Origin of the sequence: Leifsonia sp. RAF41, assembly GCF_052114085.1 — a bacterium.
In the GTDB taxonomy this organism is placed as follows: Bacteria; Actinomycetota; Actinomycetes; order Actinomycetales; family Microbacteriaceae; genus Leifsonia.
In genome coordinates, this window is record NZ_JBFREB010000001.1 from 2898182 (window position 1) to 2914393 (window position 16212).

Below are 16212 nucleotides of genomic sequence, written 5' to 3' on the forward strand. Positions count from 1 at the left end.
CCTCCACTGCGATTCGCGTATTCAACGTTTCGGTTGAATACACGGTACGACCCGACGTGGAGGCGCGTCAAGACCCCGTCGCGGCACAGGCCGCCCGACGGATCCGGACTCAGGAGGCGAGGGCAACCTCGCGGAAGCGGATGACGGAGGAGTCCGCGCCCCTGTCGGCGCGGTCGTAGGCCGCCCGGATCGGGTTCACCGCCCGGCCGTTCGGCAGCACCACCTCGAGCCCCGCATCGGAGGGCGCCGCACGCCAGTGAGCGGCGACACTCCAGTGGCCGCCGTCCGTCCGCACCAGGATCTCTCCGATCAGGCAGCCGAGGCTCTGGAGCGTGAACTCGTCACCCACGAAGCCCTCATCCGAACCGAGGTCGACGAAGAGGCGCTCCACGTAGTCCAGGTCCGCCGCGACGTAGGTGATGGTGTGCCCGTAGATGTCACGGATACCACCCGCCATCGCGCCGGCCAGCATCGAGCCGGCGGCGGGGTCGGGCCGCCGCCGGCTCGTCGCACGGGGGAACCGGAACATGCGGCCCACGGTAGGCCTCCCGATCCCGCGGCTGCTCGCCCCATTCCGAGTGCCCCCACAGCGGGGTACCCTGTGCGGGCTCCACCTGAGCCGACCAGGAATCGCCGTCGCTATGCTGAGCCCGACGGCACGGGCGCACGCACATCCATCCAGTCCGATAGTAAAGTTCACCGAGGCGGTGCGGGCCGCGGCAGGATGAGGAGGCCCCGGTGGCGAAACGGACGCGGGCGACGGCGACCACGAGCACCCTCGCGCGCGTCAACCAGACGGCCATCATCGAGGCGCTCCGCGAATCGGGTGCCCTCTCGCGGCAGCAGCTCGGCGCCAAGACCGGGCTGAGCCCTGCCACCATCAACCGGCTCACCGCCTCCCTCATCGAGGACGGCCTCGTCGTGCCCGCCGGCCAGGAGCCGTCCACCGGTGGCCGACCCTCCGTCCTGCTGCGCTATGCGGGCAGTTCGCGCCTGGTCGCCGCCATCCAATTGCGCGCCGAGACGGTCACCGGCATCCTGGTCGACTTCGACGGGAAGGTCGTCTTCCGCAGGTCCGTCGCTCTCGGGCGCCGCGAGCCCGACGTCCCGGGAACGGATGACACCGCGCACGACCAGGACCGACAGCTGAACAAGGTCTTCCGCCTCTTCGACGACCTCATCGCCACCGCCGACTCGATGGGCACCCCCTGCCTCGCGGTCGGCGTCGCCGTTCCCGGAGTCGTGCAGCAGCCGGACGGCGTGGTCGGCACCATGCCGGAGTTCGGCTGGACCGGGGTCCACTTCGGCGCGCTGCTGCGCAAGCGGACGCCGCTGCCGGTCGTCGTCGAGAACGACGCCAACGCCCTCGCCTACGGGGAGCTGCACGCGGGCGCCGGCCGCGGGCTCTCCAGTCTGGTTGCGCTCTTCCTCGAGAACGGGCTGGGCGCCGGGATCGTCGCCAACGGCGAACTGCATCGCGGCGCACGCGCGGAGGCGGGCGAGATCGGCTACCTGCTGATGGAGCGGTCGTCGCTCGAGCGCTCCTACGACGCACGCGGCGACCTCGAAGACCGCATCGGCTCGCTCGCACTGACCGATCGTGCGCGCGAGCGCGGCATCCCGATCCCGTCGACCGGCTCGCTTACCGCCGAGGACGTGTTCGAGCTGGCACGCGACGGCAACTCGGACGCGCAGGAGCTGGCGGACGAGATCCTCGATATGGTCGCCATCGCGGTGGCGGCGCTGGTCATCGTCCTCGACCCCGAGCTCGTCGTGGTCGGCAGCAGCTTCGTCGGCAGTGCGGACACAGTCATTCCGGGCATCCAGGAGCGCTTGCGCGGCCGCATCATTCGCGTGCCCCGCATCGAGCCGGCCACGCACCGGGAGGATGCCGTCCTCCTGGGCGCCGCCGAACTCGCCGCGGCCGAGGTCAACGGCTTCGCCTACCTCGCCTTCTGACCCAGCCCCTTCCCCCATCGCGATTCGTGCCGAATGTGCGGTATGACGGCACCATTCAGGACATTCGTGACGAATCGCTCCAGGCCACATTCGTGACGAATGGACGTTTAGGCGGCGCCAAAAGCGACATTCGTGACGAATGGGGCAGCCAGGGAACGCTTGACATCGACGGAGGGCACCCATAGGTTTGTGCTCAACTTCTTCTCACTCCGATAGGAAAGAAGAAGGCCCCTTCAACGACGCAGAGGAGCAGACGTGATCGTCGGAATCGACATCGGCGGCACCAAGACGCACGTGTGCGTCGAGGACGACGCCGGCGCCGGGCTCCTCGACCGGTCGGTCAAGACCGCCGACTGGCAGCACGGCGGCCTCCTCCACTCGGAGGACAACGTCCGGAACCTCCTCGCCCTGATGGATGCTGTGCCCGGGGCGGACAACGCCCCCCTCGTCGTCGGCGCCCACGGTCTCGACAGCGAAGCCCAGACGCTCGCCTTCTCGGAGACGCTCGCCGAGCTGCACGACGGACCGGCCCTCGCGGTGAACGACGTCGAGCTGGTCGGCCCCGCCGCAGGCTTCGATGAGGCGATCGCGGTGATCGCCGGCACCGGCAGCAAAGTCGTCGGCCGCCGCGTCGACGGCTCGCTGGTCAGCGCCGGCGGCTACGGCTACATCCTGAACGACCCCGGAAGCGCCCCCGCCCTGGTCCGCGACGCCGTCCGCACCCTGTTCGACGCGGTCGACGAGGACGAGCCGCGCGACGCCCTCGCCGACGCGCTCTACGCCCACTTCGGCGTCGACGAGATCGTCGGCCTCTCGAACGCGCTCACCGTGCACCCGCGCGTCACCGCCTGGGGCGCCGCGGCCCCGCTCGTCTTCGCCGCCGCCGACGCCGGCAGCGTCCGCGCGACGCGCGTCATCGAGGCGGCCGCGGACGAGCTGGCCCGCAGCGTGCAGCTGGTGCACGAGCGCGGCGCCATCGGCACCGACGTCGTCTGCGCCGGCGGGGTGGTCAGCCACCAGCCCCGGCTCTTCGACGCCCTCGGCGAGCGCCTGCGCGCCCGCGGACTCACCCACTCCATCCACCTGCTGGATGTCGCCCCGGTGCGCGGCGCTCTCGCGCTCGCCCGGCGGCTCACGGAGGCGGCCACTGTCGTCCCCTTCGCACCATCGAACACACGGAGGAAGTCATGAGAATCACATCCAGGGGGCGCCGCCGCGCTCTCGCGGGCATCGGGATCGCCGCCACCGCGGCGCTCGCCCTCAGCGCCTGCAGTGTCACCGGCGCGGGCACCTCGTCGGGCGGCCAGGGCGACGGGACGGGCACGATCAACGCCCTGTTCATGAAGCAGGCGGGCTACTCGGAGACCGACATCAACACGATGATCAAGGACTTCGAGGCCAAGAACCCGAAGATCACCGTCAAGCCGACCTTCGTCGCCTACGAGGCGCTGCACGACAAGATCGTCACCTCGGCTCCGGCGGGCACCTACGACGTCGTCCTGTCGGACGTCATCTGGCCGGCCGAGTTCGCCTCCAAGGGGATCATCACGGACGTGACGAAGCAGTTCCCGTCCAGCTGGAAGTCGGACATGCTCGGCGGCGCGCTCTCCAGCGCCGAATACAAGGGCAAGTACTACGGGGTGCCGTGGGGCCCCTCCACGAAGCTGTTCTTCTACAACAAGGACATGCTCGCCAAGGTCGGCGCCTCCGGCGACGACGTGAAGACCTGGGACGGCGTGCTAGCGGTCGCGAAGAAGCTGAAGGACGCGGGTGTCGTCCAGTACCCGCTCGCGTGGAGCTGGGCGCAGGCAGAGGCCCTGATCTGCGACTACGCGGTGATGCTGGGCGCCTACGGCGGTCAGTTCACCGACGACAGCGGGAAGCTCGACATCAACAAGGGCGCGGGCGTGCAGGCGCTCGAGTTCATGAAGAAGTCGATCGATGACGGACTCACCGACCCGGCGTCGACCACCTTCCTCGAGGACGACACCGACAAGTCGATGGCGGCCGGGAAGACCGCGATGGAGCTCAACTGGGAGTCGACCTTCCGCGACCAGAACGATCCGTCGATCTCGAAGGTCGTCGGCGAGGTCGCCGTCACCTCGCCGCCCGCGGGCCCGAGCGGTGACAACCCCGGTGTGAACGGCTCGATGGCGCTGTCGATCGGCTCGAAGTCGAAGAACCAGGCCGCGGCGTGGAAGCTGATCGAGTACCTCACGAGCGAGGCGGTCCAGGACCAGTACACCAAGTCGTCGATGACGAACTGGAAGGCCAGCTACACCAAGCCGGAGATCACCAAGGCCAACCCCGAGGTCTTCGCGGCCGCGGGCAAGGCATACGACTCGATGATCCTGCGTCCGCCGGTGCCGAACTACAACACCGTGTCGCAGGCGCTCCAGGTGGAGATCCAGAACGCGCTCCTCGGCAAGAAGACCCCGCAGCAAGCCCTCGACGACGCGGTCAAGGCCGCCAACGAGAACCGCGGATGAGCGGCGTGTCGGTCGCCGGAGTCGAGACGGAGCGGCGGGCACCCGTAGCGGGTGGCCGCCGGAACCGCCGCAAGCGCGACAACCAGGGACGGCTCGCCTTCTGGCTGCTCCTTCCTGCCGCCATCGCGGTGTTCGGAGTGATCGTCTACCCGATCCTCCGCACCCTCCTCATCTCGTTCTTCGAGGTGAACTCGGCTCTGGCGACCGACACCCCGTTCGTCGGCCTGCAGAACTACATCCACACCCTCACCTCCCCCGGATTCTGGGCGGCGATGGGGCGGACGCTGTACTTCACCCTCGTCTCGACGGCGCTGGAGCTGGTCTGCGGACTGATCGTCGCCGGGCTGCTCAACGCCAAGTTGCGGGCGCGCTGGCTGTTCCGGGCGATCGTGATCATCCCGTGGGCGATCCCCACGATCGTCAACGCCGCGATGTGGAAGGGCATCTTCAACGCCCAGTACGGCTCGCTGAACGCGGCGCTGACGCAGCTCGGCATCATCCACGAGTACCAGGCGTGGCTCGGCGACCCGACGCTCGCACTCAACATGGTGATCCTGGCGGACGTGTGGAAGACGACCCCGCTGGTCGCCTTCTTCCTGCTCGCCGGGCTCACGTCCATCCCGGAGGAGCTGTACGAGGCGGCGAAGCTGGACCGCGCCGGCTGGCCCCGCATCTTCCGCTCCATCGTGCTGCCGATGCTGGTGCCGTCGATCTCGATCGTTCTGGTGCTGCGCACGGTGGAGGCATTCAAGGTGTTCGACATCGTCTACGCGATGACGCGTGGCGGGCCGGTCAACGGCACGCAGACGGTGGCGTACTACGCCTACACGACCGCCTTCTCCGACCAGAACTTCGGCGTCGGCGCCGCCCTGTCGTACATCATCGTGCTGGTCATCCTCGTGCTGACCTTCATCTACCTGCGCATGCTGCGCCGATCCGAGATGAGCCTGCTGTGAAGCGCACCACCCGCAACTCGATCCTCCTCCACCTGGCGGCGCTGGTGGTCTCCGTCATCATCCTGCTGCCCTTCGGGTGGATGGTGATCGCCAGCGTGACGCCGCAGCGCGTCCTGATCAGTACGCCGCTGCAGTGGATCCCGGACACGCTCGACTGGAGCCGCTACGAGCTGATCCTCCGCGGCGGCGCGGACAGCCTGGGGGCGACCTTCCGCGCGGCGCTGGCGAACACCACCATCGTCGCCGTCGGAACGGTCGCGGTGTCGATGGTCGTCGGGATCCTCGGGGCGTACGCTTTCGCGCGGCTCCGGTTCCGGTTCCGTCAGGCGGTGCTCATCCTGTTCCTGGCGACCTACATGCTGCCGCAGATCGCGCTGCTGATCCCGCTGTACCTGATCCTGAACTCGCTGGGGCTGCTGGACACGGTGACCGGGCTGATCATCGTCGACTGCTCGCTGGTCATCCCGTTCGTCCTCTGGATCCTGAGCAACTACTTCCTCACGATTCCGGAGGAGCTGGAGGAGGCCGCGCGGATCGACGGCGCCTCCCGGCTGGGCGCGCTGTTCCGCGTCGTCCTCCCGGCCGCCCGCCCCGGCATCTTCGCGGCGATCATGTTCGCGTTCCTGCTCGCCTGGGACGAGTTCATGTACGCGCTCATCTTCACCTCGTCGAACGCGGCGAAGACCCTTCCCGTCGCCATCAGCGAGTTCGCCGGCCGGTACACGACGGACTTCGGGCTGGTGGCCGCCGGCGGCATCCTCGCGGCGATCCCACCGATCGTCGTGGCGTTGATCTTCCAGCGCTACGTCGTCAGCGGCATGGCCGCCGGCGCCGTCAAAGGCTGACCGGCGGGCCGACCGCCTCCCGAACCTTCCACCCAACACGTAAGGACACCATGGAACCCACAGCCTCTTTCGTCGACGCCATGCGCGCACAGCCGGAGAACCTCGACCTGGCACTGGAGACCGTCCGGCGCGACCTCGCCGCGGCGGCGCTCCCCCGCTGGGGAGCGGAGGACAGTGTCGCGGTCGTCGCGATGGGAGCGTCGCTCAACTCGGCGCACACCCTCGTCGCGGCGCTCGCGGCGGCCGGTCGCCCGGCAGCGTCGTTCGTCGCCTCCGACGTGGCCGACGGTCTGTCGGTGGTGCGCGCAGATCACAGCATCGTCGTGTCAGAGTCCGGGCGCAGCCCGGAACCGCTCGCCGCCGCCCGGACGCTCGCCGCCGGCACGCGCGTCGGCATCAGCAACTTCCCGCAGCAGCCGATCAGGGACGAGGTGGATGCGGTCCTCGGCCTGGGCGGCTTCCCGGACTCCCCGGTGTACACCGGCGGGTTCACCGCGACGATCCTCGCCTATGCACTGCTTCTGGATGCGGTGGGCGCGCTCGACGCCTCGGCGGAGGCCGAGCGCATCCCGTCGCGGGCCGCGGAGGCGCTGCGCGACTACGCCGAGGTCGCCGAGACCGTCGGGCGCGTACTCGCCGGCGCCACGACGATCGACGTCGTCGGGCGCGGCGGATCACTGACCGCGGCCGCGGAGCTGTCACTCATGGTCCGCGAGGGGCTGCGCACACCGAGCAGCGCGTTCGAGACGTTCCAGTACCTGCACGGCCCGATGGAGGTGCTCTCGTCGGACGACGCGCTGGTGGTCTTCGGCGACGGACGCGAGCTGAGCATCCCCTCGTCCGTGCTCGACGCGGGTGTGCCGGTGGTGCTCATCACCTCGGCGGATCCGGGGAGCGTGCCCGGAGCCGGGCGTGCGAACCTGACGGTCGTGCAGCTCCCGTCGGGGCTCGGCGTGTTCGAGCGGGCGGTCGTCGAGACCGTCATCGGCCAGCTCGCCATCGCCGCAGCCATCCAGCACAAGCCGTACCCCCTGGAGGACTTCCTGTATCACCAGGACGACACCAAGCTGCCGGTGCGATAGCGCAAAAGTTCAGGCGACGCAAGGGCCCCGGCCTGGCGTTGACCCCGATCCGGAACCACGGTCTTATAGAACCATGATTGCTCTCATCGTCATCCTGCTCGTGATCTGGGCGGTTCTCGCCATTCTCGGCTTCGCCATCAAGGGACTGCTCTGGCTGGCCATCCTCGGCTTGGTGTTCTTCGTGATCACCCTGATCGTCGGATTCATCCGCCGACGCGGCAGCCGCGTCTGACCCGTCCCCCCCAACGCGAAAGCGGCGGCGTGCTCTCGAGCACGCCGCCGCTTTTCTCATGTGCGCCGCTCGCCACAGTTCCGTCGATGCGGTTGGACTTCCCGCCCGACACGGACGAATCTGGAGTCATGGCTTACGTTGCGAATCCCTCCCGTTACGACCAGATGCTGTACCGCCGCACCGGCCGCAGCGGACTCGACCTGCCCGCACTGTCTCTCGGGCTGTGGCACAACTTCGGCGACGACCGCCCGTTCGAGACGCAGCGCGCGATCGTTCGCCGTGCGTTCGACCTCGGCATCACACACTTCGACCTGGCCAACAACTACGGGCCGCCGTACGGTGCCGCCGAGGTCAACTTCGGGCGCATCCTGCAGGAGGACCTCCGGCCGTACCGCGACGAGATGATCGTGTCGAGCAAGGCCGGGTGGGACATGTGGCCCGGCCCGTACGGGCAGGGCGGTGGCAGCCGCAAGTACGTGCTGGCCAGCCTGGACCAGTCGCTCGCCCGCCTCGGGCTCGACTACGTCGACATCTTCTACTCGCACCGGCCCGACCCCTCCACACCGCTCGAAGAGACGATGCAGGCGCTCGACACTGCGGTCCGCTCGGGCAAGGCCCTTTACGTCGGCATCTCGTCCTACGGGCCGGAGGAGACCCGTCGCGCGGCCGAGATCCTGCGTGAGCTCGGTACGCCGCTCCTCATCCACCAGCCGTCGTACTCGATGCTGAACCGCTGGATCGAGAACGAAGGCCTGCTCGACACCGCCGGAGAACTCGGCGTCGGGGTGATCGGCTTCACGGCCCTCGCGCAGGGCATGCTGACGGACAAGTACCTGGACGGCATTCCGGAAGGCTCACGCGCCCGCGCGGGCGACTCGTTCGACGCCGACTGGCTGACCGACGAGGCAGTGGACCGGCTGCGAGCACTCAACGAGCTCGCGGAGGCACGGGGCCAGTCCCTCGCCCAGATGGCACTGGCGTGGGCGCTGCGGGATGAGCGCGTCACCTCACTCGTCATCGGAGCAAGTCGTGTGGAACAGCTCGAGCAGAACGTCGCTGCGCTGGGCAATCTGGAGTTCAGCGCGGAGGAGCTCGCCGCCATCGACGAGTATGCGGTCGAGGCGGGCGTCGACCTCTGGGCGGGGGCACGGCGAGGCGAGATCTGACCGCACGGGCTCCCGGATGAGCCGATGTCCGCAGGGTCCGGCTGTGAGTTTCCGTAGTACTCGCCCACGCGTCGCCCAGCGTTGTCTGGTTGTCTGGACGGTGTTCCCATCCGACGCCTAGAAGTTGTGGATATGACCGTCCTCGCGGAACCGGATCTCCGGGCGGGTCACCCGCTTCGCGCGGCGCGACCCTGGGCGATCGCACTCGCTTTCGGGCTCGTCGCGACGGTGCTGTGCGCGGCGGCGAGCTGGGTCCCCTCGCTGTGGGGCGACGAGGCGGCGACGCTGCTCTCCGCCAAGCGCCCGCTCGGCAGCCTGCTCGGGATGCTGACACACGTGGACGCGGTCCACGGGCTGTACTACCTCGTCATGCACGGCTGGATCCGCCTGGCGGGCGAGAGCCCGTTCGCGCTACGGCTGCCGAGCGCGCTGGCCGTCGGCGCCGCCGTCGCGGCGGTCACCCTGATCGCCGGACGTCGCGGCGGGGTGCGTTCCGCGGTGACCGCCGGGGTCGTGGCGACCGTGCTGCCCCGCCTGACGTACGCCGGCGAAGAGGCGCGCTCCTACGCGGTCACCGCCGCCGCCGCGGCTTGGCTCACTCTGCTGCTGCTCTGGCTGATCGAGGGAGGCGGCAGACGGCTCTCGCCGACGGCACGGCGGCTCGCCTGGCTCGCTTACGGAGTGGGGATGACGGTCGCGTCGTACCTGTTCCTTTATTTCGTGACGCTGCTGGTGGCGCACGGCGCCGTGCTGCTGGCGACCCGCGCGTCCCGGCCGACCCTGCGGGCGTGGGCGTTGTGCGCCATAGGAACCGTGGTGGCGCTGCTCCCCCTGGCCGTCATCGCCTACGCCGAACGCGGCCAGATCAGGTATCTGAGCGAAACGCCCGATGACCCGTCGATCTGGTACTACTTCCTCTGGTTCGGGATGCCGTGGGTCGCCGTCGCCGCGTGGGGGCTCGTCGCCGCGGCACTCTGGCCAGCGTGGCGGGCGTGGCGGTCGCGCGGCTCGCTGGCGCTCCCTCCCGGCCCGCGGCCCGCATCCACCCGGCTCGTCGCGGCGACGTGGCTGTTTCTCCCGACCGGGCTCATGCTTCTGGTGAACATCGCGTACCCGATGTACACCGGTCGCTATTCGACCTTCGCGGCACCGGCCGCCGCATTGCTGATCACCGAGGGAATCCTCGTCGTGGGACGCTCGCTGGGCCGCGACGCACGGAGCGCCGTGACCGCGACAACGATCGCAACCGTCGTCTTCGTCATGCTGTGCGCGCCGGTCTACGTGCTCCAGCGCGGGCCGTACGCGAAGAACGACAGCGACTGGGCCGCGGTGAGCGCCGCGATGGCGGCGAACGCCGGCCCGGGCGACGCCGTCGTGTTCGATCAGTCAGCCAAGCCCTCGCAACGCCCGCGGCTGGCGATGCGCACCTACCCGCAGGGGTTCCGGGGCCTGCGGGATGTGACGCTCCGCACCCCCTACTACCGCAACGACTGGTGGGGGGATCGCGCGTATTCGGTGACCCAGGCGGCCGAACGCGGGAGGTTCGAGGGCGTGGATCGCGTCTGGGTGATCGAGGTCCTCGATGACGGGGTGCAGGACATCTCCGGTCTGCCGGAGCTGCAGGCCATGGGCTTCGACGAGCGGGGCCGCACCATCACGACACACCGCAGCGTGATCATCGAGCTGACCCGCTGACTCGGTGACCCGCTTGCGGTCAGGCCGCGTCCACCGGCTGGATGAGCTGCGGCCCGTCGTCGCTGGTCTTGAACGGTGCCACCTGTTCGAATCGCAGCGTCTCGGCCTCGGCGACGCCGGCTCGCACGGCCTCGTCGACCAGTGCCTGGTCGCCGACGATCGACGGATCGATCCAGTGCTGCCACATGTCCTCCGGCAGGATGACCGGGTTCCGGTCGTGGATGTCGGCCAGGGTCTGCACGGCGTCTGACGTGAGGATGGTCGCGGTCAGCACCCAGCGATCGGGGTCGTCCTCGTCTTTGCTCTTGTCGCGCCACCACGAGTAGAGGCCCGCGAAGCCCATGAGCTGGCCCTCGGGGTAGCGGATGAAGTACGGCGTCTTGCTGCCCTTCGGCCCCTGCCACTCGTAGTAGCCGCGCGCCAGGACGATGGCGCGGTGCGACTGGACGGGCTTCCGCCAGGTGGACTTGGTCGCGATCTCCTCCGCCCGCGCGTTGAACGTCGGGAACTTGGGCTTCAACGTCTCGGACCAGGACGGCACCAGCGACCAGTGCGCCCGCTCGAATCGCAGCTCGCGGGTTTTCGCGGAGTCGATCAGGACGGGGATGTCGTCGGTCGGGGCGATGTTGAAGTCGGCCTCCCAGTCGGCGCGCCATTCGTCGGGTCGTCGCCCCGTTCGCTCCACGAACTCGGTGATCTCAGCGTTGACCTTGTCGTCCATCGCGAACCTGCCGCACATGCCGCCAGCATAGGCGCGACCACCGACGCTCGTCCCGGCGCCCCCCGAAAAAGGGGGGCCGGGAATGCTCAAGTCGATGTATTCTCACTTTTACGGACAGCTGATAAAGTCTCACCTTTCGGTCGACCGTAACCCGAAGCAACACCCGACCATCACCCGAAACAGGTCGCGCCGCGCCGGGCATTCCCGGGTCAACCCCCATCAGCCGGGAACGCCCGGCGCGCGTGCCCATTAACGCTCACACGAAGGGGATTCGCATGAGGAAGCGGGCACTGATCACCGGTATCACCGGACAGGACGGTTCGTATCTCGCCGAACTGCTGCTGGAGAAAGGCTACGAGGTCCACGGCATCAAACGCCGCTCGTCGACCTTCAACACCAGCAGGATCGACCACATCTACCAGGACCCGCACGAAGACCGGCCCAACCTCTTCCTGCACTATGGCGACCTGACCGATTCGTCCAACCTCACCCGCATCGTCCACGATGTGCAGCCGGACGAGATCTACAACCTCGGCGCTCAGTCCCATGTGGCCGTGAGCTTCGAGGAGCCCGAGTACACGGCCGATGTCGACGCCCTCGGCCCGCTGCGTCTGCTGGAGTCCATCCGCCTTCTGGGTCTGACCGACTCCGTCCGCTTCTACCAGGCCTCCAGCTCGGAGATGTTCGGGCTGGTGCAGGAGGTCCCCCAGCGTGAGCAGACCCCCTTCTACCCCCGGTCGCCCTACGCCGCCGCGAAGCTCTACGCGTACTGGATCACGGTGAACTACCGCGAGTCGTACGGGATGTTCGCGTGCAACGGCATCCTGTTCAACCACGAGTCGCCGCGACGCGGCGAGACGTTCGTCACCCGCAAGATCACGCGTGCGATCGCGAACATCGCCCACGGCATCGAGCCCTGCCTCTACATCGGCAACCTGAACTCGATGCGCGACTGGGGCCATGCCCGCGACTACGTCCGGGCGCAGTGGCTGATGCTCCAGCAGGACCAGCCGAACGACTTCGTCATCGCCACCGGGAAGCAGTACTCGGTCCGCGACTTCATCGCCATGACCGCCCGGGAAGCCGGCCTCACCATCACCTTCGAGGGCGAGGGCCTCTCCGAGATCGCCCGCGTCATCGACGTGGACACGGACCGGGCACCGGCGGTCCGGGCGGGCGATGTGATCGCCCGCGTCGACCCCCGGTACTTCCGCCCTGCCGAGGTGGACACCCTGCTCGGCGACGCGAGCCACGCGCAGCAGGTCCTCGACTGGCTGCCGGAGATCGGCATCGAGGAGCTCTGCGCCGAAATGGTCGCGGAAGATCTCATGACGGCCCGGCAGACGTCGCTGCTGCGTTCCCATGGCTACTCCGTGCTCGTTCCGGCGGAGTGACCATGCGCGACACCAGACGCATCATCTTCGTCGCGGGGCACCGCGGCATGGTCGGTTCGGCCATCGTCCGGCGCCTCAAGGCCGCGGGCTATGACCGGATCGTCACCGCCACCCGCTCCGAGCTCGACCTCACCGACACGGCCGCCGTCAACCGATTCTTCGAGCGGCTGAAGATCGACGAGGTGTACCTGGCCGCGGCGAAGGTGGGCGGGATCGTCGCGAACAACACCCGGCCGGCGGAGTTCATCCACGAGAACCTGATGATCCAGGCGAACGTCGTGGACGCCTCCTACCGGGCCGGCATCGAGAAGCTCATGCTGCTCGGATCGTCCTGCATCTACCCGCGCGACGCGGCGCAGCCGATGGCCGAGTCCGCCCTCCTCACAGGCACCCTCGAGGCCACGAACGAGCCGTACGCCATCGCCAAGATCGCCGGAATCAAGCTGTGCGAGAGCTACAACCGCCAGTACGGCACGGACTACCGGAGCGTGATGCCGACCAACCTGTACGGGGAGGGCGACAATTTCGATCCGGTCGGCAGCCACGTCATCCCGGGTCTGATGCGCCGCTTCCACGAAGCGGCCCGTGTCGGAGCTCAGGAGGTGGTGGTCTGGGGCACCGGAACGCCGAAGCGCGAGTTCCTCCACGTCGACGACATGGCGGCCGCGAGCGTTCACCTGATGGAACTCGATGCGTCGATCTACCGGGCGCACACGTCGCCCATGCTCTCGCATGTCAACGTCGGGACCGGGGTCGACTGCTCGATCCGCGAGCTGGCGGAAACGCTGGCACGCGTGACCGGCTTCCGCGGCGCGATCCGGTTCGACACCTCCAAGCCCGATGGCACGCCCCGCAAGCTGCTCGACGTCTCGCTCCTGCGGTCGCTCGGGTGGTCGGCGAGCATCCCCCTCGACGAAGGCCTGCGACGCACCTACGGCTGGTTCCTCGAGCACCAGGACGAGTACCGGGGCGCTAGGGACGCGGCGTGAAGGTCACCTTCATCGGGCTCAACTATGCGCCCGAGACGACAGGTATCGCCGTCTACACCGCGGGAGCCGCGGAGGGCCTCGCCGCTGCCGGTCACGATGTGCGCGCGGTGGTGGGCTACCCGCACTACCCCGCGTGGCGGATCAGCCCCGGTTACACCGGCCTGACCCGTCGGGAGCGCATCGCCGGTGTCCGGGTCACCCGAACACGTCACCCCGTTCCCGCGCGCCCCGCACTGGTGAACAGGACGGTCATGGAGGTGGTCTTCGGGCTCAGGGCCGCAGCGGCCCGCTGGGGACGGCCGGATGTCGTCGTGCTCGTCACGCCGGCGCTCTTCTCCTCCGCCATCGCCTCCGTGCGAGCCCGGCTCGGCCGCACACCCTCCGTCGCCTGGGTGCAGGACATCTACAGCCTGGGCGTCGCACAGAGCGGCACGGGAGGCGGATTCGCCGGACGCGTCGCGCGAGCGATCGAGGGCCGTCTGCTGCGCTCGGCGTCCGGCGTCATCGTCATCCACGACCGCTTCAAGCGCTATGTGGTCGCTGAGCTCGGCGTCGACCCGGACCGGGTGACCGTGGTCCGCAACTGGACGCACGTCGAAGCCGTCGACCCGGGCGTGCGCGAGCAGACCCGGGCGCGTCTCGGCTGGCGGCCGGACGAGACCATCGTTCTCCATGCAGGGAACATGGGCGCCAAGCAGGCCCTCGAGTCCGTGGTGGAGGCGTCCCGGCTGGCCGAGGGCCGCGGTTCCCGCGTGCGTTTCGTGCTCCTGGGCGACGGAAATCAGCGGGCCGGCTTGCAGGCGATGGGGGCGAACGATCGCCTCGAGTTCCTCGCTCCTCTCCCGAACGGCGAATTCGAGCAGGCCCTGGCCGCCGCCGACGTCCTCCTTGTGAATGAGCGCGCCGGGCTGACGGAGATGTCCGTCCCCAGCAAGCTGACCTCGTACTTCAGCACCGGCCTGCCGGTGATCGCCGCCACGGACGCCACCAGCATCACCGGTGAGGAGATCGAAACGACCGGTGCCGGCCTCCGCGTCGACGCCGAAGATCCCGCGGCCCTCCTGGATGCGGCGGAGCGCCTTGCAGCCGATCCTGCGCTGGCCCAGCGGCTGGGAGCGGCTGGCCGTGCCTTCATGGATCGCGAGCTCAGCGCACAGACGGGCATCGCCGCCGTCGGGGCGGCCCTCGCGGCTCAGGCGGCGCGCACCCGGCCGTACTCGACGGTTCCCGCACCCGCACCCTTGCAGAGCCAGAAGTAGCCTCCGCGGAATTCGGTGTCCTTCGAGGTGACCGTCCACCCGGCATGACCGGAGCGGGTGACGCTCAGGCCCTCTGCGTCGGCCTTCACGGTGATCGTCACCCATTCACCGGCGGTGGGCGGGGTCGTGGCGACGGCGTTCAGGGACTCGCCGTCAGCCTCCCCCGCGCGCCGCTTCACGAGCTCGAGCTTGCCGTCGGGGTGGAGGAGCGCGTGATATCCGCTCGTCTCCGACGCGACCCCGAGGCGGTAGCTGTGGTCGTCGGACAGCCCGAAGGCGAGTCCCGCACCCGACTGGGCGGGGCCGATATCCCGCGGCCAGCGAAGCCGGGTGCTGAAGGCGGCGGTGCGCGGCGCCGTGGCCATCGAACCCATCAGATAGCTCTGCGACCGCGAGTCGGCGAGCGCGATCGACGCGCTCCGTTTGTCGATGACCGGCTGGGCCGGCCATCCCTCGTCGACCGTCCAGGGCAGATCGCCCGTGGCGCGCAGTCCCGACGCGAAGGCGTCGGTGGCCGCCGGCTTGAGCGAGCGCGTCACATACGGGTAGTTGGATGCCATCATCCCGACCACGCCCAAGGCGCGGAACCGGTCGACATCGGATCGGTAGTGGACCTCCCAGACGATGACCGGCTTGCCGGCCGCGACGACGGCCGAGATCTCGTCGTCGGTGAACGTGTGCATCGCGCCGAGGTAGTCGAATGAGGGGGCCAGCTCTGCGGCGCGCGGGATCAGCTCGGGGCTGAAGTAGCCCCAGGTCCGGTAGCCGCGCTCCCTGGCGGCCTTGACCTGGCCGGCGCCGACCCACTGCTTCCAGACGAAGTGCTTGGTGGAGTCGGCGTAGCTGTCCATCAGGTCGAGCAGGGCCTTGGTGTTGGTCCCCTGCTTGTCTTCGATGAAGATCACGTGCGTACCCGCGTACGCGTCGAGGACGTCCTTCACGAGCGGGATGGGCTGCGGCTGCGACGCGGGCCCGAGCCAGCGGCCGGCGTCGATCGTGAGCTGCTTCAGTTGCGCCCAGGTGGCCTCCGCGATCTTGATGTTGGCCCCGCTGGTGCGCGCCATATCCGTGTCGTGATGGCACACCAGGACGCCGTCCTTGGTCGCGTTGACCGACACTTCGATCGCTTTCGTGCCGATCCCGATCGCCTCGGAGTACGCCTGCATGGTGTGCTCCGGCCAGTTGTCACCGGAGCCGCGGTGGGCGATGAAGAACGGTGTGGTCGAGACGAGGCTCTCGATCGTGTACCGCGTGCCGGCGTACGGTGTCGCGGTGAACGTGGCGCCGGCCGTCGGCCGCGCCGGGCCTGTGCTCACCGTCGAACAGCCCGCCAGGAGAAGCGCCGAGCCGCCGAAGACCAGGAGGTCTCGGCGGCTCAGCGATCTCGAGGAGGACGATCGGGGTGACTCCCACCTCGGGTTCATC

15 protein-coding genes are annotated in these 16212 nt (G+C 68.8%); 12 read left to right on the forward strand and 3 right to left on the reverse strand.

Annotation, left to right across the window (positions count from 1 at the left end):
- Positions 1-109: 109 nt before the first annotated feature.
- Complete coding sequence (locus AB4Y74_RS14105) at positions 110-529, reverse strand: hypothetical protein (RefSeq protein WP_441799687.1); 420 nt, start codon at positions 527-529, stop codon at positions 110-112.
- 209 nt (positions 530-738) lie between these two features.
- Here AB4Y74_RS14105 and AB4Y74_RS14110 point away from each other — a divergent pair, with 209 nt between their 5' ends.
- The 9 genes from AB4Y74_RS14110 (at position 739) to AB4Y74_RS14150 (ending at position 10424) form a co-directional block, all read left to right on the forward strand.
- A complete protein-coding gene (locus AB4Y74_RS14110) occupies positions 739-1959 on the forward strand; it encodes an ROK family protein (protein ID WP_441799688.1) in 1221 nt (406 codons plus the stop codon).
- A gap of 255 nt (positions 1960-2214) precedes the next feature.
- A complete protein-coding gene (locus AB4Y74_RS14115) occupies positions 2215-3150 on the forward strand; it encodes an N-acetylglucosamine kinase (RefSeq protein ID WP_441799689.1) in 936 nt (311 codons plus the stop codon).
- The gene (locus tag AB4Y74_RS14120; protein ID WP_441799690.1) at positions 3147-4448 is read left to right on the forward strand and encodes an extracellular solute-binding protein; all 1302 of its coding nucleotides are present in this window, start codon (positions 3147-3149) and stop codon (positions 4446-4448) included. Before AB4Y74_RS14115 ends, AB4Y74_RS14120 begins: the two co-directional genes overlap by 4 nt.
- Positions 4445-5404: a carbohydrate ABC transporter permease gene (locus AB4Y74_RS14125; protein WP_441799691.1), complete on the forward strand. Its 960-nt coding sequence runs from the start codon at positions 4445-4447 to the stop codon at positions 5402-5404. The genes AB4Y74_RS14120 and AB4Y74_RS14125 overlap by 4 nt, the downstream gene beginning before the upstream one ends.
- Entirely contained in the window at positions 5401-6249 is an 849-nt protein-coding gene (locus tag AB4Y74_RS14130; protein ID WP_441799692.1) for a carbohydrate ABC transporter permease, read from the forward strand. The genes AB4Y74_RS14125 and AB4Y74_RS14130 overlap by 4 nt, the downstream gene beginning before the upstream one ends.
- Positions 6250-6299: 50 nt before the next feature.
- The gene (locus AB4Y74_RS14135) at positions 6300-7331 is read left to right on the forward strand and encodes an SIS domain-containing protein (protein ID WP_441799693.1); all 1032 of its coding nucleotides are present in this window, start codon (positions 6300-6302) and stop codon (positions 7329-7331) included.
- A 73-nt stretch (positions 7332-7404) separates the two neighbouring features.
- Positions 7405-7563, forward strand: coding sequence for a hypothetical protein (locus AB4Y74_RS14140; RefSeq protein WP_374009484.1), 159 nt, complete (start codon positions 7405-7407; stop codon positions 7561-7563).
- 128 nt (positions 7564-7691) lie between these two features.
- Positions 7692-8729: an L-glyceraldehyde 3-phosphate reductase gene (gene mgrA, locus AB4Y74_RS14145; RefSeq protein WP_441799694.1), complete on the forward strand. Its 1038-nt coding sequence runs from the start codon at positions 7692-7694 to the stop codon at positions 8727-8729.
- 132 nt (positions 8730-8861) lie between these two features.
- Positions 8862-10424, forward strand: coding sequence for a glycosyltransferase family 39 protein (locus AB4Y74_RS14150; protein ID WP_441799695.1), 1563 nt, complete (start codon positions 8862-8864; stop codon positions 10422-10424).
- Positions 10425-10443: 19 nt separating this feature from the next.
- Here the strand turns inward: AB4Y74_RS14150 and AB4Y74_RS14155 are convergent, their stop codons facing one another.
- Positions 10444-11163, reverse strand: coding sequence for an SOS response-associated peptidase (locus AB4Y74_RS14155; RefSeq protein ID WP_441799696.1), 720 nt, complete (start codon positions 11161-11163; stop codon positions 10444-10446).
- Between the two features lie 257 nt (positions 11164-11420).
- On the opposite strand from AB4Y74_RS14155, the gene gmd reads away from it, so the two are divergent.
- The 3 genes from gmd to AB4Y74_RS14170 are packed head-to-tail and all read left to right on the forward strand — an operon-like array spanning position 11421 to position 14787.
- Positions 11421-12539 carry a GDP-mannose 4,6-dehydratase gene (gene gmd / locus AB4Y74_RS14160; protein WP_441799697.1) on the forward strand — a complete coding sequence of 373 codons (1119 nt, stop codon included), beginning with the start codon at positions 11421-11423 and terminating at the stop codon, positions 12537-12539.
- A gap of 2 nt (positions 12540-12541) precedes the next feature.
- Positions 12542-13528 carry a GDP-L-fucose synthase gene (fcl, locus tag AB4Y74_RS14165; protein ID WP_441799698.1) on the forward strand — a complete coding sequence of 329 codons (987 nt, stop codon included), beginning with the start codon at positions 12542-12544 and terminating at the stop codon, positions 13526-13528.
- The gene (locus tag AB4Y74_RS14170; protein ID WP_441799699.1) at positions 13525-14787 is read left to right on the forward strand and encodes a glycosyltransferase family 4 protein; all 1263 of its coding nucleotides are present in this window, start codon (positions 13525-13527) and stop codon (positions 14785-14787) included. Before fcl ends, AB4Y74_RS14170 begins: the two co-directional genes overlap by 4 nt.
- On the opposite strand, the gene AB4Y74_RS14175 is transcribed toward AB4Y74_RS14170, so the two are convergent.
- On the reverse strand, positions 14721-16211 hold the full coding sequence (locus AB4Y74_RS14175; protein ID WP_441799700.1) for a glycerophosphodiester phosphodiesterase: 1491 nt from the start codon (positions 16209-16211) through the stop codon (positions 14721-14723). The two genes, AB4Y74_RS14170 and AB4Y74_RS14175, sit on opposite strands and share 67 nt — an antisense overlap.
- Position 16212 lies beyond the last annotated feature (1 nt).

Coding starts and splice junctions, on each gene's coding strand:
- AB4Y74_RS14105 (WP_441799687.1), bottom strand. CDS start 529: ATGTTCCGGTTCCCCCGTGCGACGAGCCGGCGGCGGCCCGACCCCGCC.
- AB4Y74_RS14120 (WP_441799690.1), top strand. CDS start 3,147: ATGAGAATCACATCCAGGGGGCGCCGCCGCGCTCTCGCGGGCATCGGG.
- AB4Y74_RS14125 (WP_441799691.1), top strand. CDS start 4,445: ATGAGCGGCGTGTCGGTCGCCGGAGTCGAGACGGAGCGGCGGGCACCC.
- AB4Y74_RS14135 (WP_441799693.1), top strand. CDS start 6,300: ATGGAACCCACAGCCTCTTTCGTCGACGCCATGCGCGCACAGCCGGAG.
- AB4Y74_RS14140 (WP_374009484.1), top strand. CDS start 7,405: ATGATTGCTCTCATCGTCATCCTGCTCGTGATCTGGGCGGTTCTCGCC.
- mgrA (WP_441799694.1), top strand. CDS start 7,692: ATGGCTTACGTTGCGAATCCCTCCCGTTACGACCAGATGCTGTACCGC.
- AB4Y74_RS14150 (WP_441799695.1), top strand. CDS start 8,862: ATGACCGTCCTCGCGGAACCGGATCTCCGGGCGGGTCACCCGCTTCGC.
- AB4Y74_RS14155 (WP_441799696.1), bottom strand. CDS start 11,163: ATGTGCGGCAGGTTCGCGATGGACGACAAGGTCAACGCTGAGATCACC.
- gmd (WP_441799697.1), top strand. CDS start 11,421: ATGAGGAAGCGGGCACTGATCACCGGTATCACCGGACAGGACGGTTCG.
- fcl (WP_441799698.1), top strand. CDS start 12,542: ATGCGCGACACCAGACGCATCATCTTCGTCGCGGGGCACCGCGGCATG.
- AB4Y74_RS14175 (WP_441799700.1), bottom strand. CDS start 16,211: ATGAACCCGAGGTGGGAGTCACCCCGATCGTCCTCCTCGAGATCGCTG.